Source organism: Echinicola rosea, assembly GCF_005281475.1.
In the GTDB taxonomy this organism is placed as follows: Bacteria; Bacteroidota; Bacteroidia; order Cytophagales; family Cyclobacteriaceae; genus Echinicola; species Echinicola rosea.
Map to the genome: position 1 here is coordinate 4,274,664 of NZ_CP040106.1, position 19,669 is coordinate 4,294,332.

9 protein-coding genes are annotated in these 19,669 nt (G+C 43.0%); 5 read left to right on the forward strand and 4 right to left on the reverse strand.

From position 1 onward, the window contains the following. Nucleotides 1-145 precede the first annotated feature (145 nt). Both FDP09_RS16730 and FDP09_RS16735 read right to left on the reverse strand, forming a co-directional pair. Nucleotides 146-1,855, reverse strand: coding sequence for a sodium:solute symporter (locus tag FDP09_RS16730; protein WP_137403760.1), 1,710 nt, complete (start codon nt 1,853-1,855; stop codon nt 146-148). 93 nt (nt 1,856-1,948) lie between these two features. Continuing rightward, nucleotides 1,949-4,426, reverse strand: a complete 2,478-nt coding sequence (locus FDP09_RS16735; protein ID WP_137403761.1) for a PIG-L family deacetylase — start codon at nt 4,424-4,426, stop codon at nt 1,949-1,951. 268 nt (nt 4,427-4,694) lie between these two features. Between FDP09_RS16735 and FDP09_RS16740 the strand changes: the two genes are divergently transcribed. From FDP09_RS16740 to FDP09_RS16755, 4 genes are read left to right on the forward strand one after another with little or no spacing between them, the layout of a single operon-like run. Further along, the gene (locus tag FDP09_RS16740) at nt 4,695-5,354 is read left to right on the forward strand and encodes a DUF4136 domain-containing protein (protein ID WP_137403762.1); all 660 of its coding nucleotides are present in this window, start codon (nt 4,695-4,697) and stop codon (nt 5,352-5,354) included. 2 nt (nt 5,355-5,356) lie between these two features. Further along, the gene (locus FDP09_RS16745) at nt 5,357-5,962 is read left to right on the forward strand and encodes an OmpW family outer membrane protein (RefSeq protein WP_137403763.1); all 606 of its coding nucleotides are present in this window, start codon (nt 5,357-5,359) and stop codon (nt 5,960-5,962) included. A 16-nt stretch (nt 5,963-5,978) separates the two neighbouring features. Continuing rightward, the gene (locus FDP09_RS16750; RefSeq protein ID WP_229683531.1) at nt 5,979-6,527 is read left to right on the forward strand and encodes a DUF4136 domain-containing protein; all 549 of its coding nucleotides are present in this window, start codon (nt 5,979-5,981) and stop codon (nt 6,525-6,527) included. Between the two features lie 54 nt (nt 6,528-6,581). After that, nucleotides 6,582-7,196 carry a hypothetical protein gene (locus FDP09_RS16755; RefSeq protein ID WP_137403764.1) on the forward strand — a complete coding sequence of 205 codons (615 nt, stop codon included), beginning with the start codon at nt 6,582-6,584 and terminating at the stop codon, nt 7,194-7,196. Nucleotides 7,197-7,533: 337 nt separating this feature from the next. Here the strand turns inward: FDP09_RS16755 and FDP09_RS16760 are convergent, their stop codons facing one another. Both FDP09_RS16760 and FDP09_RS16765 read right to left on the reverse strand, forming a co-directional pair. Further along, nucleotides 7,534-11,832, reverse strand: a complete 4,299-nt coding sequence (locus FDP09_RS16760) for a PDC sensor domain-containing protein (protein WP_137403765.1) — start codon at nt 11,830-11,832, stop codon at nt 7,534-7,536. A 413-nt stretch (nt 11,833-12,245) separates the two neighbouring features. Beyond that, nucleotides 12,246-12,737, reverse strand: coding sequence for a hypothetical protein (locus FDP09_RS16765; RefSeq protein WP_137403766.1), 492 nt, complete (start codon nt 12,735-12,737; stop codon nt 12,246-12,248). A 270-nt stretch (nt 12,738-13,007) separates the two neighbouring features. Between FDP09_RS16765 and FDP09_RS16770 the strand changes: the two genes are divergently transcribed. Next, a complete protein-coding gene (locus FDP09_RS16770) occupies nt 13,008-19,640 on the forward strand; it encodes an alpha-2-macroglobulin family protein (RefSeq protein ID WP_137403767.1) in 6,633 nt (2,210 codons plus the stop codon). Nucleotides 19,641-19,669 lie beyond the last annotated feature (29 nt).

A 19,669-nucleotide genomic window follows, 5' to 3' on the forward strand; every position in this document is an offset into this window, starting at 1 on the left:
TTATAAAGCCAGGGAACTGGATATTGAAACATTTCGAATAGGGCCTTAACAATTTTTGGTTTGTCGAACAATCCAGGTAATAAATAAACGAGGGCATCTCATCATTCACAAATCTGCATTTGGGACAGCCTCGTTTATTTATCCCTTAAGCCTTTGCTCCCTTAACCATTTGAAAAACTGCCGAAAGGGCCATCACCAATAAACAACCGATGGCATTGTACCAGAGATAGCCTATATCGATGGGGATACCGAGCAGCTGGCTTCCATTTTTCCAGTGGATCAAGAGAATTATCGCCTCCGCAGCCAGCGCGGCTATAAATACGGCATGTCCCTTTACCCATTTCATATAGAATCCCACCAGAAATATTCCTAAAATCGTTCCGTAAAATAGCGAGCCCAACAGGTTTACGGCCTGGATTAAGTTCTCAAACAGTGTTGCGTAGGTAGCAAACAGGATGGCAAAAACACCCCAAATGGCCGTCATTACCTTTGAAGACTTCGTATAGTGCTGTTCTGATTTTCCTTTGTTAATCGAGCGTTTATAGATATCCACAGAAGAAGTCGCACCAAGCGCATTAAGCTCTGAAGCAGTGCTGGACATCGCTGCACTGAAAATCACGGCAAACAACAATCCCACCACGCCTTTTGGCAGATAGTCCATCACAAACCGCATAAACACATAATCGGTATCCCGCGTTTCGGCATTGGGATCATTCTTGGTAATCAGGTCTTTGACACCTGTGCGGATTTCTTCCTGCTCTACCTGCTTTGCCGAAATTTCTTTCTGTAGTTTCTCCACTTCAGCTGTCTTCCCTTCCTTTTGTGCTGCTATCATCGATTTGATAGCCGTATTTTTTTCATCAAAAACATCATCATAGGCACCTTGTAGCTGTTGGAATTCAGCATTATAATTGCTTTCAGCCAGCTTTTCGGTCTGAACCTTGTTAAAAAAAATAGGTGGCTGATAAAATTGGTAAAATACGAACACCAATACCCCGACAAACAGGATAACAAACTGCATGGGGACTTTCAAAAAACCATTCATAATCAATCCCATTCGACTTTCGCGCAGCGAACGACCGTTTAGGTAGCGCTGGACCTGGGACTGGTCTGTACCAAAATAAGACAAAAACAAAAACAACGCGCCTGTTATCCCAGACCAGAAATTATACCGGTCCCCTAGGTCAAAGTCAAAGCTAACGATATTCAGCTTGCCCATTTTTCCAGCCACATGCATGGCATCATTTAAGGAAACCGGCAGCATATTGTAAACCAAAATTCCCGCTAGGATCATCCCTCCCATCATGACGGTCATCTGTTGCTTTTGAGTGATGGAAACAGCCTTGGTGCCCCCCGTTACGGTATATGTAATCACGACCAGGCCAATAAAAATATTGGTAAAGGTAAGGTTCCAATTGAGCAGGGTGCTCAGAATAATGGCTGGACCATAAATGGTAATGCCCGCTGCCAAGCCACGCTGGATCAAAAACAGAAAAGCTGCCAAAGTCCGTGTTTTAAGATCAAACCGTGATTCAAGAAATTCGTAAGCGGTATAAATCTTTAGCTTATAATAAATGGGAATAAAGGTCACCGATAGGATAATCATGGCGATAGGCAAGCCAAAATAAAATTGGATAAAGCGCATACCATCTTGATATGCCTGACCGGGTGTACTCAAAAAAGTAATTGCTGAAGCTTGCGTGGCCATAATGGACAATCCTATCGTCCACCAGCCCAATTCACTGCCTCCCTTGAGGTAGCTATCCATGTCCTTGGGACCATACGTTTTGTAAACCCCATATCCTATGATCGCTATCAAAGTACCAAAAAGTACTATCCAATCAAGATAACTCATGCGTAATAGCGTGTAATGGCGTAAAACAATCCGATTAATACCGCCAGTACCAAAACCAGCAAAAGATACAGTCTATTCCAGTTCGTGGACGGTTCACTCATTGTTTTGTTCGATTAAGTTTACAAATAATTTAATAGCACCCGGTACGCCTGCGGGAAGTAGCCTGAACCAAGATATTCCTGAATAGGTGTACGTGCCTTTTCCGTAATTGGCCAATAGCAAGCTTCCTTTACTGGCTGACTCTCCCGGATCATGCATGGACAATGGTGCAACATAATGCTCATCCCAATTTTCGGTAAAGTAAAGTCCCCTTTCTTGGATCCATCCGTCAAAGTCTTCCATGCCGATAACATTGGGACCCTGCAATACCGGATGCCCTTCAAAGTCCACCGCTACCGGTGCACTCTCCACGGCTACACGCTTCCGGCTGATGTCAAATGGATAGGGCCCCATTTGGTCAGTCTTCAAGGAAGCAGTGGTATTGTACTGGACAATGAGATTTCCACCATTTTCGACGTATTTCATCAATTGGTCAAATTGATCCACAACCTGCTGATTGACATTAAAAGCCCTGATACCGACAATAACGGTGGAAAATTGCTTTAAGCGACCTGCATCCAAGCTGCCATTCTCCAATTCCGTCACGGCATACCCTAGGTTACGCAGGACCTCTGGGACATCATCACCAGCACCAGGAATATAGCCAATATTTTGGGCTGTCGTCTTTAGGTTCAATTTGATCAAATCAAAATTGGCCTTGGGGAAATACGTTAGTGCTGGAATATGCTTATAATCAATATGCTTTACCCCCTCTTCATAGATCTTGCCTTCAGTAGTAACATACTGGGCTGTTACCACCGTCTTGCCTGTCTGGGTATCGCCATTGACACTAAGGCGGTAGGTTTTTTCTTTTTTCGCCTCATTGACAGTACTTTCAAGCACCTTATATGCACCCTCCTTAAGCCCTTTCAGCTGTAAATTTCCCGGGAGCATTTTGGTACCAAAAGACACTATTACTGAAAATTCAGCAGATTTGTCCGAAAGGACATACACTTGATCATGATCTACCGACACCTGCACAGGCGGTAGCAGCACAAAAGGCTGGTTCACTTCCCCATCCACAGGGTCATTATATTTATACTTCAAAGGAACTTCCATCACAAAATCTTCTCCTGAAAGTTGGAATGTTAATTTTCCACTGACGGTAGGATCATTAAATGCCTTTCCGATCTTATTTTGGTCATATACTTGATATAGATTGTTTTGAGGAGGATTTTCAATCCAATATGGCTGCGAAGCTATCAAAGTTGGTGCAATCTCCAATGCCAACTCATCCCTTAGGACAGCATTATCACTCACATCCTTTTTAAAAGAATGGCTACTGCCCATTACGTCAAAATCCAAAACTTTTACATTTATAGACGAAGGATTACTGACCACCAAGGTCCCTTCTATCTCCTCACCGAGGTATGCTTCTTGCTGTCCAGCGGTAAATTCAACCTTCAATCCAAGCAGTTCTATAATCAATTGATCAATCTGGTGTTGCTTTTCCCTTATCCACTTTTCAGATGGGTTCAATTCATCCAGCAACTGTTTTACCCTTAAAAAACGGGGCAAATTATTCCCGAGGTGAACAAAATCAAACTGGTTGACGGCCTTATCAAGGGCACTTTGTATGGCTTGGCCGTGATCGACCTCATTCCACCTGTTTGGAATCCCTTCAAAAGGTGACTGCTCAAAAGGCGCTCCTTCTACCAGTTCAATAAAATCCACTGCCCCACCATAAGGCGCTGTGGATCCAAAGCCCTGGGATTTGTGCATGGTCCTGCTGTCTGCAGCAATTTGCGCATATGTTAGGCCAAGCAAATCATCGTATGCGCCTGTTTCGAAGGCGTGGTACAGCTTTCCTTTTTCTGGCTGATAGGGTGCCCTCCAATTATAAGCATTCCAAAACACCCGCTTAGCCTGCCAAGGATCCACCATGTCCAGCTGATCCGGAAATACCGTAGGATCAGCGGCCGCCTCAAAGGCTTCCAATGACAGGATAGCAGAAGTAGTATGATGGCCATGGGTAACACCGGGAGTGGTATTGAAGCGGTTGATAATGATATCTGGCTGAAAATTTCTGATCACCCAGATCACATCGGCCAGAAGCTTTTCCTTGTCCCAATTGTTTAGCGTCTCGTCAGGGTTTTTGCTGTATCCAAAGTCGATGGCCCTGGAAAAAAACTGCTGTCCACCATCGGTTTCCCGAGCCTTCAACAATTCCTGGGTCCTGATCATGCCCAATTCGACACCAAGCTCTTTCCCGATGAGATTTTGTCCACCATCACCACGGGTGAGCGACAAATAGCCTACCTCGGCATGTGTATGATTACCCAAATAAGCAATCAACCGTGTATTCTCATCATCAGGATGGGCGGCGATATAGAGCACCCTTTTGGTCTCTCTCAGCTTCAGGAGCTGGTGATAAATCGTGGAAGACGGATGACTGGACTGATCATAACTCCATGTGGGAGCACTTAAAAGTAGAAAAAATAGGACAAAAAGAGACAGGTATTTAAGCTTCATAGATGTAAGGTTAATTAGCGAAAACTAATGCAATCAATCTAAACTTCAAATCATTTTTATACTAATGGTAGGTCAACGGATTTATTCCCAACAGGGTTTACGAGCGTAACGTAATAAACCTGCGTATAAGGCATAAGACTGCCTTTTGAGCGGGTTAAATTGGTAATATTTATAAATCTTATCAACCATTTAAGATTTAGTTTTACCTATTCATCCATTATTTGATTACTTGTGTTCATATAATTTCTAAAGTTCACAATTAAAGCTAATGATGCAATTTAAATCGCTACTCTTTTTCGGTAGTTTACTAATCATTTCCGCTTGTACCCCTCAGGGTGCGGATTATATCGAGGACCTTGATATTGCCCTTACGTTTCAAGATCCCGAAGTAAATTATGACAACTACAGCAGTTATCACCTTCCTGACACCGTAGTGCTCATCTCTAATGACGACAATACGGAAATCTCTTCAGAAATGGAAGGTTATATCCTATCTGAAGTAAATCAGCAATTCCGCAGTATGGGTTGGGACAGAAACACAGAACCTGTGAGCGATGGATCCGATGTGGTATTAATGGTCTCAGTGGTCGATTTACTAAATGTCCAATATGTTTCTTGGTGGGATTATTGGGGCTGGTGGCCAGGATGGGGCTATTATCCCTACCCTCCTGATGGCTGGTATCCGTATTATCCCGGAGGCTGCTGCTACTTTGGAGGTGTGTACAGCTACAGGGAAGGAACTATTATCATAGAAATGGTAGATCCAAATAGTATCGAAGCTGTCAGTGATGGGGAACCTGACAGACTTCCTGTCATGTGGGCCGGCGGACTGAACGGTGTGCTCCAAGGAGACGAAAACAATATCAAAAATCGAATTGATCGCGGAATGGATCAGATTTTTACCGATTCACCATATCTTAACAAGTAACCATGAGATTCATCAAAACCTTAATTATACTATTTACACTGCTGCTAAACGTACAACTCTTAAAAGCACAAGGTACTAGCCAGTTTCAAGTAAATTATACACCTAGTCTCCCGCTCGGGGATGTGGCAGATTATACCGGAAACTTCAGCTTTCGGGGGGTCAACATCGCCTATGAGTATCATATTACGGAATATCTTGGCTTGGGAATTACCACGGGAATCAATACCTATTATGAGGATATTAAAGGAGTTGAAAATGTCAAAGTTGACATCGATGGCAAAATAGTTACCCTGTCCGGTAAGCGGTACAATTATACGAACTCCGTACCGATCTTGGCTACAGCCAATTACTACCTTTCCCCAGAAGGCCAACTAAGACCCTATGTGGGATTGGGAATTGGGGGATACTATGTCATGAAATGGACAGAAATAGGCCAATACCAAGTAAGAGACAATGGATTTCAGTTTGGTCTGGCGCCTCGAGTAGGTGTATTGCAGCCACTGGCTTATGGACTGGACCTCCACTTGGCAGCCCAGTACAATGCCGGATTTGGGGAAGATCCCTTCAGCAGTGTCGATTTTATGGTCGGCTTTGCCTGGAAATTTTAGCAGTTAAACCTTCAAAATGATGCGGATTAAAATCTATGCTTTCTCAGCCCTTTTATCGCTCTTGGCCGTAGCATCTGCTTGTACGGTGGGAAAGGTAATCGACACCAATCAGTCGGAAAACTTCAAATTGGAAAATTATCAGAGCTTTGACTTTTATAAAACCGATTTGGACATTGACAAATTGCCCACGTATGCCCAGCGGGTGGACTGGATAAAAGAGGCCATTAAGGAAAACCTCGAATCCCGCGGTGTCCAGCAGGATACTGAAAATCCCGAAATGCTGGTCAATATTGGGGTGTTTATAGAAGAGAAGGTGCAGACCCGGGAAACCGACTTGATGAGTGACCCACCCATGTATATGGGCCAACGAAACTACCACTGGGAAGTACAGGAAATCCCTGTAGGAACCTCTAATGAAGGAACCTTCACGCTGGATTTTGTCGATAAGACTACCAATGAAATGGTCTGGCAAGGCGTAGGCAAAAGCATCATTACCAAAAAAGACCAAGCGGCAAAGAAAAACATAAAAGATGCCACCCAGAAATTATTCACTAAAATAGAGTAACACCCTTCAGGAAAAAACTCCTGTAAATCAGTACACACTAAACTTAACAGAACAATGATAAAACGATTAATGATTTTTGTTGTGGCCATTGCATGTGGCTGCGCTAGCTCCACATCAATTGTAAGCTCATGGAAAAGTCCTGACGCCACTCCCGAGGATGTAGAACTGACCAAGGTGATGATTGCAGTATTGGGTAACTCAGAAGCCAGCAGAAGGATCGCAGAAGACAAGGTAGCCAGCCTCAATGCCAAGGTTCACCCCTCCTATCAAGTGCTCATGAATGCATCTGCCGCTACTGATACCACTAAAAGCAGCAACATTTTAAAAGAGCAGGGATTTGATGGCATTATTGTCATGAAATTAGTGGATAAGGATAAATCCACCGATTGGGTACCGGGTTCCTACTCGGGCTATTGGTCCATGCACCCTTATTACTGGGGAGGATTTGGGTATGGTGGTTACTATGACCCTGGCTATTATACCGAAGACGTGACCTATGTGGTAGAGACCAGCCTCTATTCGCTAAAAGACGATACAAAACTGCTTTGGTCAGGCATCTCTTCTTCGGTAAACCCTTCTTCAGTGGAGAAGACCGTACAGGATATCGCCATGAAATCTTATGACCAAATGAAAACGGATGGATTATTGCCAGCCGAAAATGGCAAATAGAAGACGGTGATTTCTATATAAAACAATCAAGGCTGTCCCAAATCAACTGGGGGCAGCCTTAGTTATTATGGTTACAGTGTAAAAAAAATTCTCAATACTAACGCCTGAAGTCGATTTAAAAACCGTTCTGTTAATCAAGTATGACGAAGCAACGCCGATGCGTCACTGTGAGGAGGAACGACGCAGCAGTCCCGTATTCCGGAGAGGAAATTACAGATTATTTCCCCCTTTCCGTCCCTCCGTCCCTTTAGCGGAGCCGAAGGGAGCGGAGGAGATATCCTGAAATGCTATTGATTTCATGATCAAACGCACGTTTGGAGGATCTTCAAACCCACTCTTACTTCACCACTTTGCTAATGGCAAACAAGCCACCAAGCCGAACCAAAAGGGTCATGGCGGCTCCTGCTGAAGCGATGATCGTATTGATTTCACTGAGTACATGAATCCTGCCAAAGGAAATAAACACCAATAAACCAATGACCACCAAAATCAGCACAGCAAAGGTAATGTTCCAAGTGCCCTTTTGCTTGGACTCCAGCTCTCTTGCGAGTGCCTCGTCACTGCTTACCTTGGACAGCACAAAATTCCCAAAGCTCTCATTCATCAACCGTAAAGAATGGTCAAAAACCAGTATTCCCTTGTGCAACAGATCAATGATCCCGTCCACATTATTGGTATTGACGAATTTATCCCTGGCAATATCGTAAACGATGTATCGCTCTTCTTTTGACAGGTTGTTCCAAATAGAATAATAATACGTATAAGAGGTCTCCTGAACGTGCAGGATGACATCCTCTTCATTGTCGCATCCTTTGTAAAGCCTTCTATTGAAGAATAGCTGGTTGAGGTACTTGCCATGCTCAAATTCTCCTTTCATCACGTCATATTGAGGTGACCTTTTATCTCCACGTGACCAATCAATTTGGGTGGTGTCAAAAGGAACATTGATCCGATAGAAACCTCCCAGAACATTCAGCCAATTTCTGTAATCCATCTTGAGTGCCATCATTTTTTCATATGCCTCCTCTGCCTTTGCCCCAGGGTCAGTAGAAAAATGGTTGATTTGATCTTCATAGTGCTCATAAATTTTTATGGGGCTTATGTTACTTGATATCACCACGCGAATAAGTGGATTGTGTACCATTTGCTGAAGGATATGCACCTTGATCCGGTTGAGGTCCATATCATCAAATGAGAATTCAAAGTGTTCGATATAGATCAAAAGGGGAAGTTTAGGAAGGTCTTTGTCATTTTCGGATATTTTTTGTTCATGTAAGCCCTTGCCCTCCACCGAATTTCTTAACACCGTTTCCAATGCTGTGTACGTTGAAACCGGTGATTTGATGATTTCGTCCAATGCCACATCCAAGCCTAATTTACTGTTCCTAAAATGGTAGATGGTCCCGGCAGGACTTTCCCCTGACGTATTCTCTGACGCTTGGTTTTTCAGCACATGGGGCAAGTCTATCATGTCCATGGTGTACAAGGTACTGGGATATTCATGCTCCAGCTGTTGATAAACTTTTCTTACACAAGAGGCATTTACGCCTACCAAGAAAGTGTTGTTAAAACTGTCTTTTCCGATTCCCTTGTCATACTTTAAGCGCCATAGGTCAGCTTCTTGGTAGATCTTGACCAAGTCATGTTTATGGATTTTGGCAGGCTGGTCAAAGTTGGGAATAAGGTGGTCCACATATCCCTTGAAAGCCAGCCCACAGATTTTTCGGGACGTTCCCGATAGCAAAAAGAATATCACTGCCACCAGCAAAGGTACAAGCACCAACACCATCATCGCCACATTATCGATAAAGAACTCAGAGAATCGCTTAGGAGCCCCGGCCACAATATATTTCTTATCAGGGCCGTAATATGTAAACGTATCTGCTTCGTACTTCCACCCAAGATCCCAGTCAGTATGGGACAAATATCCTTTTGAAGCCAGCCCATACGGATTAAATGCAATCCGCATGTCCCCATATACTCCTCCAATCAATAAATAATATATATAATCCTGCGACAAACTATCCACATGACCTAAATCTGCACCCGCAGTGTATTTGACGGAATCCAACAATAAGTCACTCAACGTGGAGTGAAAGAAAGTGTCCTCATTGACCATCGTGGCTACGAACTTTTCGGGATTAGGGACACGGGGTTTCTTTTTAGGATGTGTCATGTCATAATACTGGCTGGCTTTGTTTTGAAACCAACTCGCATATTGAGAGGTAAGGTCATAGCTATAGTATTTATGTAGGATTTCCCTTTCCTTATTGTAGCTGATTGAGTAAAAAATAAAACTGGGTATCACTGTAATCAAGCATATCAGCGAAAAGGTAAACAACTGATATGCCTTCAGCATAGGCCTCATCTCATATTTCTTTAATAACTGCGCTCCCTTATGCCCTATATAATTCCTGGTTCCAATGTCGCCTTTACCGCTTTCCTTTTGCAAAGGTATCATTATCAGGATTTTATAAATACCAATAGCGAGTAGCCCAAGTAATACCAAACTACCAAAGGCCTTTAGGTCCTTGGCATGGCCCATTAAGATCAATTTGCCAATCATCAGCACACCCAAAATCACCCCAAAGCTGATTTTTAAAAACCTATTATGGCTAGGCTTACCAAAACGCGTGTACATCTTCTTGCTGGGTGGTAATAAGTTGGACAGCACGTAATAGTTAATGCCCACCACACATATCCCAACCAGCATCAAGTCGTGGATGACAAAATCGTCAAAGTCTGCATGTAATATACTTTCTACAAAACAGTAAAAGCCTGCCAAAGCATTTATCATAAACAAACATAAATACGCACGATTATACTGATGATCATCAGAACAGTAAGGCCTTAGCCAATTGAAGGCAAAAACTTTCTGCTTGAGATTACTGGGTTTGGTGGATAGTAAGGATAGCAACATGCCCTGTAAAAAAAGTACCAACAAAAAGGCTACCTGCATCTCTAAGGTAAGCATAATGGTCATGGAATTGGCTGTATTAACGTATTCCTTATCCTGAAAAGTGGCCAAATAATAGCCGTCTATACAGTCCAACTTACTGAGGTAAACATAATGGGATTTGCCTTGGTAGTCCGCAGAGGCAAACTGGGGTCGATCACTGGATACAAAGGGGGTAAATTTGCCACCTGTTTCTTCCAAGAAATTCTCGTTAAGGTTGCGTTCTTTCTCAGAATGAAAAAGGGTTTTACCAGATTTGTCCATAAGGCAAAAGCCGTAGCCCGGTTTTACAAATGGATCAATGAGACTGGCCGAGGAAAAACTTGCCGCCAAAACCGGAAGCGAATCAATTCCAGAAGGAATACCAATACCAATTTCATAATTCCCGTCACTTACCGATCGGATAGACTCCATAAAAAGGGGCTGCTCACGTTTGTATAACCTTGTTTCTTTGTTGGCCACTTTCATGATGTACTTTCGATGAGAGAGATCGGTGACCTTATCAGGATTGCCTTCACTGGAAATGTAAATACGAATTTTCCCATCAGGGCTGCACCAAAAAATTGAATTGAAATATTGGAATCGATGCCCTTGTTTTAAATTAAAATCCGGGTATCTCAGCCCTCCGAAGGACCAATAGTTACCCTTTTCGGAATCACGATAAACGGTGGTATCACCTATACTTTTTGAAAATGCATCACGCCTATCTTTTTGGTATAAGCTATAAAAAAAAGCAGAGCTTTCTGGCCTGTTAAATCCTTTGATCCAATTGAAAACATTATGTATGGAATCATTCTTATTCTTCCATTCTTGGGTAGTGATCGAATCGATGTCATTCAGCACGTCCATAACGCTGGAAATCTCTCCTTCAAAGTTTTGATCTACCTGATCGTTTAGCGCCACAAGGTTTTCCCTGGCCTCATTTTTATCATCTTTAAGCTGCGTGGTCAGGTACATAAAAAGCAAAATGATACCCATGGGAATCACTGTAACCGATGCTCCTGTGAACAATACGTCCTTGGTGTACAATCGCTCCATATTACTCATGACAAAAAGCTTAATTATGGGGAGCGCAAGTAAAATGATGATCGTAAGGATCACCGCAATGGAAATGGTATGAGCAGATACTTCCCGTTTTTGATCCTCAAACTTCTCCATATTTACGAGTCCTGTGAGATAAACAGCACCATCCCTTGATTTGCACAAGAGTGTATTGTAGGCTTGATACTCTGCTAACCCCAAATCCAGTTGAAATATTTTTTTGCTCTCAAAAACATTGATCACACTGTCTCTCGTATAATAAAGCTCTCCAAAAGTCGGATTGTTAGTGAACAATGTATTGAGCTCCTTTTGGTCTTCCACGGAAGACACACAATTGATACTGATAAAATCAAATATATCCTTCCGCACAATCAGCGGATTATTAAAAAGCTCTTCATAATTCTCCTTAGCTTTTATTTTTGAAGCGATCCTGTCAATTTTCGGGTTTCCGCTGTTCTTTGTGGTATCTTTGGGTTCACCCATCAGTTTAAATACCACGTGGTCTTGCCCAAATCTGTATTCATAGTCCCCTGGATGCTGGATACTTTGATCGGTAGTCAATATTTTTTTTTGGCCTTCTATTAAATTTTCGATATTGGTCTTGATATTTCCCAGCACGCGCATATTATCTGCGTTCATGGTTTTCTCATTCCCCGCCACATGAACAAAAAAGTAGTAAACAAAAGCCAAGGAGATAATGACCAAAGTAGAAAGCACCACAACGCCTTTTTTGGAAATCCGCATAACAAACTCTATTGAAAATGGTGAAATTGGCCAGCAAGGAAATGATGCTGACTGAAGTAATCAAAATATCAAGCAAAACAGCTTGGTGAAGACCGTCTAGCTTACCGGATGGAGCGTAGTTTGTGGTAGTAAAAATTACCAATAGACGCGATAAAGACTATTGGAACAATCGATCGTGTTTTAACGATAGCAATTCATTTTAAATCGAATAAAACGTAAAATAATATATTTAATTCTACATTAATTCTCGTGTTTGTCCTAAAGGTACCATCTTTTTTACAGGAACTCAATACCTATTTTACGGTATTTTACACATGTTTTGAATAAGATTCAACCTCTTCGACGAGGAGTTGATAGTCGAATTGCAAGTCCGGGTGAAGGGTGGAAACAATTTTCTGAATTTTGGATACCTGCAGGTCATACAGGTTCTGGATCACTTGATGGTCAAATTCAAGGTATTTATATGAAATCAAAGCTTTACAAAAATAAGCGATCAACTCCAATTGGACGGTTTTGTCCTTGGTAAATTTCAAGTACTTGTTCAATTTGCGCCGATTGGCCTGCGCAGATTTTTTGGCAAAATAGGCATGGTCCATATTGGCCGCTTCAAAGGATTCCGCTAACTCCTCCTCTACCATTTGTTGAAAAAACTGTGGATTTTCCCGACCAAACACCTTGAAATATACAAACTGCTTATTGTCCTTTGTAAACTTTGCCGTCTCCATCAGCAAGTCCACCAACTCCTCTGATGTCAGATGCTGAAGTTCCTTTTTGATATTGGCCAAACTCGGTAATTTCATATAATCCCATTGGTCATAATGTCCTAACGATAACGGCCATAAAGATATTAAGTTATGGTGGAATGTCACGGGACCAAACGAATGCTCTTCTCCCAGCATCACCGTTGATACTTCGTTGCGCTAAACCCCGTAGGGAAAAAAACAAGCCCATTCGGACATTAAGCGAAAGGATTTTTTAACATTCCTTGATTTATCCCGTATAATTAATTTATTAGTTTTAAGTATAAGCCTCGACCACAAAACGGTTTGCACCGTCAAACAACTATTTTTATGACAAAATCTCTGCTATTTCTATTCTTACTCTCTCTTCCGATCTTAGCATTTTCTCAAGACAAGTACCAATCCCAATGGAACAAGGTCGAAAAATTGGAGCTTAAAAACCTTCCCCAATCCGCCTTGGCTGTCACTGATTCCATTTATCAACAAGCCAAAGCAGAAGGCAATTCACCTCAGTGGATCAAAGCCATGCTTTACCAAGCAAAGTTTGCTTTGACACTGGAGGAAGAAGCCCAAGTGAAGATTATTGCCCATTATAACAAGGAAATAGCCCAAACTAATGCTCCCGAACGGAATATTCTGGAAAGCATGCTGGCACAATTTTATTGGCAATATTTCAAGGATAATCGCTATCGATTTTACGATCGAAGTCAAACATCCGAGGTGATGGACAGTACCGACTTTAGGACTTGGAATCTAGATCAGCTCTACCGACACATCTACGCACTGCATGTACGGGCTTTACAAGATCAGAAAAAAACGCAGCAAACCCCAATAGACCAATACCAAACGATCCTTTTGGAAGAAGATAGAACCAAAGGCCTAACCCCCAGCCTATTTGATGTATTGGCTCATAGGGCTTTGGATTTTTATAAAAATGACGAATCCAGCATCCACCAACCCAAGGATAAATTTCTCATCAATGAAGCAGGCTATTTTCAAGATGAAAACTACCTTCCGAAATATACTTCCCCCAGTCTTTCCACACATTACGAAGCCCTTCGTGTCTATCACCAGCTAATCGACTACCACCGCGGTAGAAAAAATGAGAACGCATTAGTCGCAAATCAACTGGAGCGCTTACGGTTTGTCGCGGAAAATTATACTGGTGAATCCAAAGAGAAGCATTATGAAGATGCACTGTCAAAACTCTATTCAAAATACCAATCCAATTCGATAAGCACACTCATCACCTATGACCTGGCCACATTATACCATAACATGGCCAATCAATATTCCCCAGAGGATGCACCCCTACACCAATTTAAGCGTCGGGAAGCGCTGCAGGTCCTTGAAAAGGCAATCGCTACTTTTCCAGATGGAATGGGAACCGAATCCTGTTCTTCACTGCGTAAATCCATTATCCAGCCCTATCTAGAACTTACCACCGAAAAATACCTTCCTATCAACCAAAAAGCTCGCATATTGGCAGAATATAAAAATCTCGACGAACTGGAATTCACCGTGTACGATTTGGATGTCGATCAATACGAACAATTCGAGCGACTACGCTACAAAAATGCCCAAAGTAACTTTATCCAAAAGCTGAAACCATTTAAGTCTTGGAAGAGTAAATTGAAAAATGAAGAAGATTATCAGCTTCACAGCATGGATAACCTTCTCCCTGCCCTACCAGCTGGTACTTACCTGATTGTAGCCAATAGCGAAAGCAAGGATCTTGAAACATTTGGCCATCAAGCATATCAGGTGATACAGGTTACCGATATGGCCCTGATCCATCAAAATATAGGCAATAAAGTCACCCTGCAGGTGATTGACCGCTTAAATGGAGCAGCTATTGAAGGAGCTAAAATAACCATGAGCAGTAGTCGATACGATAAAAATACACGCTTACCCAAAAACGCCCTTATTACAAATGACCGTGGTTTTGTGGAATTTAAAGTGCAAGACCAGTATTATGGCGTAAAGGCCAAGGTCGAGAAAGATGGTCAAATGGCCACATTTGGAAATTTTAACAGCCGGGGCTATTATTCCTATCATGAAGGAGCCACCATCAAAACACATTTATTCACCGATAGAAGTATCTATCGTCCTGGACAGACCGTGTTTTTTAAAGGTATCCTTGTAAAAAGAGCAAACGACCAAAGTGAAATCGTGCCAAAAGCAAGTGTGGAAGTCGTTTTAAAAGATGTAAATGGGGAAAAGGTCTCAGAACTACTCCTTGAGTCCAATGAATATGGCTCCTTTAGCGGAGAGTTCGTTTTGCCTACGACAGGTTTGACGGGAAATTTCCAACTTGAAGTAAATAAGAACGACAAAGTAAAAAATATCCCGCTCAGGGGAGCCGATTTTACAAATGGACACCAGCGTATTTCTGTAGAAGAATACAAGCGCCCCACTTTCGAAGCCAGTTTCAAACCGATTGACCAAGAATATCAGGTCAATGATAGCATCCAAGTCCATGGCGAAGCCTTGGCATATTCAGGAAGTAAAATTTCCAATGCCACTATGACCTATCGAGTGGTCAGAGAGGTGCAAATGCCGTATTGGTACTATTGGAGACGTCCCGTCCACAGGGCACCATCTCAGGAAATCGCCCACGGTACCTTACAAACTGATGCGGAAGGCCAATTCACCCTGCCTTTTAAGGCCATACCTGATGAAAGCGTCCCCGAGGGTGACCAGCCGCTATTCCGTTATACCGTGTCGGCGGAATTCACTGATATTAATGGCGAAACCCGAACTGCAAATACCACTGTAAAGATCGGATACCACGCCCTGCTCCTAAACCTTGACCTTCCCGAGCAAGGATATAGGCAACAGGATAGCATTTCACTGAGCATCAACAGCACCAACCTAAACGACATCAACATTCCTGCCAGTGGAAAACTCAAAATCTATAAGTTAACTGCTCCCGGCCGGATCCTTCGTGACTCCCCATTATCCTCAACGGACTATCAGCGATGGGACAAGGATGAATTTATCAAGCATTTTCCACATGAACCCTTTAGAAATGAGGGAGACCCCCTCAATTGGGAAAAAGGTAAGTTAATCGTTAACAGCACATTCGACACCGAAAAGGAAAAAGAAATTAACCTTACAGGATTTGACCAGTGGTCAACAGGGAAATACCTTGTTGAATTGGAATCGATGGACAAATTCGGCCAAAAAGTATCTGTCAAAGCACTTTTCACATTGCTGGATAAAGCAAGTAAAACCGTACCCGACCACCAACTATTGGATATCCAACTGGACCAATCCTCCTATTCACCCGAAGACACCGCCACGCTTACCATGGGCACCGCTGCAGATAACCTAACGGTAAGCGTTTTCCTGGAAAAAGATGGGGTGATCAAAAACACCTGGTTGGTCAACCTAAAAAAGGGATACAAAAGCCTTTCCTTTCCAGTGGAGTCCACCGATCTCGGAGGTTTTGTGATTCACTATACAACGGCCTTTGCCAGTTCGAGCATTGCGGGCCAACTCCCGGTAAATGTCCCCTATCCGAAAAAGGAACTGCAAATAGAAACCCTCACCTTCCGTGACAAGATCCAACCCGGCTCAGACCAAAAGTGGACCTTGAAGGTAAAAGGACCACAAAAAGATAGCGTCGCCGCAGAATTGCTAGCCAGCATGTATGATGCATCTTTGGACCAATTTAAACCACACCAATGGGGTTTTTCCACTACCACCAACCATTATCGTAGCCAGGCATCATTTAACAGCCATTCCAGTTTTTCCACCACGGTGTTTGAAAGAAAATACTATATGAATATTCGTTTTTCCTCGCGATATGATGCTTTACCGCTGACACAGTTCAATTGGTTTGGATTTCATTTCAGCAACCCTTATTACCCTAATTATCGCTATGTACAATCCCTTCGAGAAAAATGGATTCCCATTGACCCAAAAATCACATACGACCATGATGAGTCCTTGGCGGAAGGCCTCGTCAAAGGCACCATCACCGATGTGGATGAAAAGCCACTGGTAGGTGTAAACGTCAGTATCGCCGGTAAGGAAAAAGGCGTTCTTTCTGACTTGAATGGTGAATTTAGCATAGAAGCCGCATCGGGAGATGAACTTGAATTTAGCTTTATCGGCTTTCTATCCACCACCGCAAGTATTTCTCCCAAACGCAACGTCATCCATGTGGTATTGCCAGAAGACATCAGCGGCTTGGAAGAAGTAGTGGTGGTAGGCTATCAGGCAAATAGAAAAGAAAGCAATGCAGCTCTTTTACCTCCTTCCCATGGGGAAGCATTGGATTCACGGGCAGATGCCAACCAACCCCCAGCGGAAATAGCCATCAGGGGCAAAGCTTCAGGGATCAGTGCTCAGGTACTTTATATCATTGATGGAAAAATATCCACTGCTGTACCAAACCAAAGCGACATTGCCACATTAGAAGAGCTGAGCCCCGAGGAAGCCGTTGCGATCTATGGAGACAAAGCCACCAATGGGGCGATCATCATTACCACCAAAGAAGGGCAAGCTTTACTCGACCAGCAAATGGCACAAGTGCAGGCCAGGACTGACTTGAGGGGAACCGCCTTTTTCTACCCCCACCTCAGTACTGATTCAATTGGAAATATAAGCTTTAGCTTCACCGCACCAGAATCACTGACCAAATGGAAACTCCAACTACTCGCACATACCCAAACCTTGGACATCGGTTACAAGCAACTGCAGGCCATAACCCAAAAGGATTTAATGGTAACACCAAATGCTCCCCGATTCCTCAGAGAAGGTGATGAGCTTGTGCTATCTGCCAAAATCAGTAACTTATCTGATGCACCTCTATCAGGAAGAGTACGGTTAGCATTGACCGATCCGATTACGGGCAAGGTAATCGATCAGCAGCTGGACAATAACCAGGCAAACGAACCTTTGCAGATCGGTGCCAAGGGAAATACAGTAGTAAATTGGTTTCTAAAAATCCCGGAAGGCCTCCAAGCCGTACAATATAAAGTAATGGCCGTTGCGGGTAATTTTTCTGATGGGGAACAAAACGTATTGCCTATCCTCTCCAATCGTATGTTGGTAACCGAAAGCATGCCCATGTGGATCAATACCAAGGGAAAAAAATCATTTGAGATGGAGAACATGATTGACAATCCATCCACTACACTGACCCATCATCGGCTGACCTTGGAAGTCACCTCCAATCCGGCATGGTACGCTGTGCAAGCATTGCCTTACCTGATGGAATATCCCTACGAATGTGCTGAGCAAACCTATTCCCGTTTTTTTGCCAATGCCCTCGCCAAGCACATCGTAGATAGCCATCCCCGGTTAAAGACTGTTTTTGAAAGCTGGAAAAACCAAGACAGTGGAGCCTTGCTCAGCAACCTGGAAAAGAACCAAGAATTAAAATCTTTGATCATTCAGGAAACCCCATGGCTACAAGATGCCCAATCCGAAAGTGAGCAAAAACGAAGAATCGCATTATTATTTGATTTGAACAAAATAACAAATGAACTGTCAAATAACATAAACAAATTGTCATCATTACAGATGAGTTCAGGTGGTTTTCCTTGGTTTAAAGGCAGTCGATATCCTCATCGCTACATCACACAGTACATCGTCGTAGGCCTGGCCGAGCTACAAAAGATGAATGTCCAAGCAGCCCAATCAAAGAAGGTCAGCAGTATGATCGACAAGGCTATGAAGTACCTGGACCAGCAGCTCTTGGAAGACTATCAAAAGCTACAAAACAAAGCTGAAGATATTAAAAACAAGACGGATAATGCTGATAAAGCCACTGCAAAAATAAATGGTTTGTTCCAAGGAAATGTCATAAGGCCCATCCAAGTTCATTACCTTTATTTGCGGAGCTTAAGACCAGAGAGTGATTCTTCCAACAGTGTAAAGGAAGCATTCCATTACTACCAACAACTGGCCCTGCGCCAATGGACAAGCTTGGGCTTACAAGAACAGGCCATGGTCGCCCTGATGAGCTATCGAACGTTATCAAATGATATCGACCAGGAAATCCTAAAATCACTATTGGAAAACAGCGTCCACAATCCAGCGCTTGGCCGCTATTGGAAAGCCAATAGACCTAGCTGGCACTGGAACCAAGCGCCTATCGAAACGCAGGCATTGTTGATCAAAACCTTTACCGAAATCCCCATGGATGATCATAGCACTGCCGAACAGGCCAATAGGATAAATGAAATGAAAATATGGCTCCTCAAGCACAAACAGACCAACCAGTGGAGCAATACAAAAGCCACTGCATCAGCTGTTCAGGCCTTGCTACTTCAAGGAACAGATTGGCTAAGTATTGCGGAAACGGTTCAGGTTACCGTAGGACACCAAAAAGTCACTCCTGCTGCAGATGAAACTATCCAGCAAGAAGCTGGAACAGGTTATTTTAAAAAATCCTGGAGCGCTGATCAGATCACACCTGAAATGGGCAAAGTCACCCTTACCAATGAAAAAGAAGGCATCGTTTGGGGCGCGCTCTACTGGCAGTATTTTGAAGACCTCGATAATATCCAGCACCACACCGCTACCCCACTCAAGATCACTAAAAAACTGTTTGTAAAGGCACATACAGATCAGGGAGAAATCTTTCATGCCATCGAAGGAAAAATAGGCATCAAAGTGGGTGACCTAGTGAAAGTGCGCATTGAAATCAAGGTGGACAGGGACATGGAGTTTGTGCACCTCAAGGATATGCGGGCAGCGGGATTTGAGCCGGTAAATGTACTCTCCTCTTATCAATACCAAGATGGTCTTGGGTATTATGAAAGCACTCGTGATGCCAGCACCAATTTCTTCTTTGAGCGACTAAATAAAGGGGTGTACGTTTTCGAATACCAACTGAGGGCAAACAATGCAGGAATCTTTTCCAACGGCATCAGTACTATCCAATGTATGTATGCTCCAGAATTCAGTAGCCACTCTGATGGACTGGTGGTCAGGATTGACAAATAATGCCCATATTCCCTTTTTCCGATACAACA

Bases quoted from the DNA above. Each gene is read 5' to 3' on its own strand.
- FDP09_RS16730 (WP_137403760.1), bottom strand. From the start codon at position 1,855: ATGAGTTATCTTGATTGGATAGTACTTTTTGGTACTTTGATAGCGATC.
- FDP09_RS16735 (WP_137403761.1), bottom strand. From the start codon at position 4,426: ATGAAGCTTAAATACCTGTCTCTTTTTGTCCTATTTTTTCTACTTTTA.
- FDP09_RS16740 (WP_137403762.1), top strand. From the start codon at position 4,695: ATGATGCAATTTAAATCGCTACTCTTTTTCGGTAGTTTACTAATCATT.
- FDP09_RS16745 (WP_137403763.1), top strand. From the start codon at position 5,357: ATGAGATTCATCAAAACCTTAATTATACTATTTACACTGCTGCTAAAC.
- FDP09_RS16750 (WP_229683531.1), top strand. From the start codon at position 5,979: ATGATGCGGATTAAAATCTATGCTTTCTCAGCCCTTTTATCGCTCTTG.
- FDP09_RS16755 (WP_137403764.1), top strand. From the start codon at position 6,582: ATGATAAAACGATTAATGATTTTTGTTGTGGCCATTGCATGTGGCTGC.
- FDP09_RS16760 (WP_137403765.1), bottom strand. From the start codon at position 11,832: ATGAACGCAGATAATATGCGCGTGCTGGGAAATATCAAGACCAATATC.
- FDP09_RS16765 (WP_137403766.1), bottom strand. From the start codon at position 12,737: ATGAAATTACCGAGTTTGGCCAATATCAAAAAGGAACTTCAGCATCTG.
- FDP09_RS16770 (WP_137403767.1), top strand. From the start codon at position 13,008: ATGACAAAATCTCTGCTATTTCTATTCTTACTCTCTCTTCCGATCTTA.